The sequence below is a fragment of the Streptomyces tricolor genome (genome assembly GCF_002155905.1).
GTDB lineage: Bacteria > Actinomycetota > Actinomycetes > Streptomycetales > Streptomycetaceae > Streptomyces > Streptomyces tricolor.
Map to the genome: position 1 here is coordinate 2,419 of NZ_MUMF01000004.1, position 397 is coordinate 2,815.

Here is a 397-nt window from a genome sequence, read left to right on the forward strand (position 1 = left end):
AGGCGCCGTCGATGTACAGGCCGTCGTGTGCCTTCATGCTGTGTCCTCCCGGCGGGTCCGCGTCGTCCGGCACACAAACTAGCGATGATAGTTTTCCGGCGCCAGCCATTCCCGAGCCGCGGACGTTCGGGGACATCATCGCGAACGGACCGGCCGGTGCGGACAGGGCGTCCGCACCGGCCGGTCCGCCGGTCATTTCGTCGCGGTCAGATGGGCGAAGACCACCACATTGCTGGTGTAGCCGGTCCGCCGGCTGAAGAGGCCGCCGCAGGTGATCACCCGCAGTTCCGGGCGGCCGGTCGGACCGTAGACCTCCTTGTCGGGGAAGCCGGCCTTGTCGAAGACCTTCACCCGGTCCACGGAGTAGACGGCCGTGCGGCCGTCCGCCCGCCGGACC

2 protein-coding genes are annotated in these 397 nt (G+C 69.0%); both read right to left on the reverse strand.

Features of this window, described 5'->3' with window-relative positions; translation table 11 throughout:
- Positions 1-196: hypothetical protein (locus tag CCN44_RS45790; protein WP_244203876.1), on the reverse strand; the 196-nt coding region annotated here is incomplete at its 3' end.
- A partial coding sequence (locus tag CCN44_RS00235) for a sortase domain-containing protein (RefSeq protein ID WP_143649551.1) occupies positions 193-397 on the reverse strand: 205 nt, incomplete at its 5' end. The genes CCN44_RS45790 and CCN44_RS00235, both read right to left, overlap by 4 nt.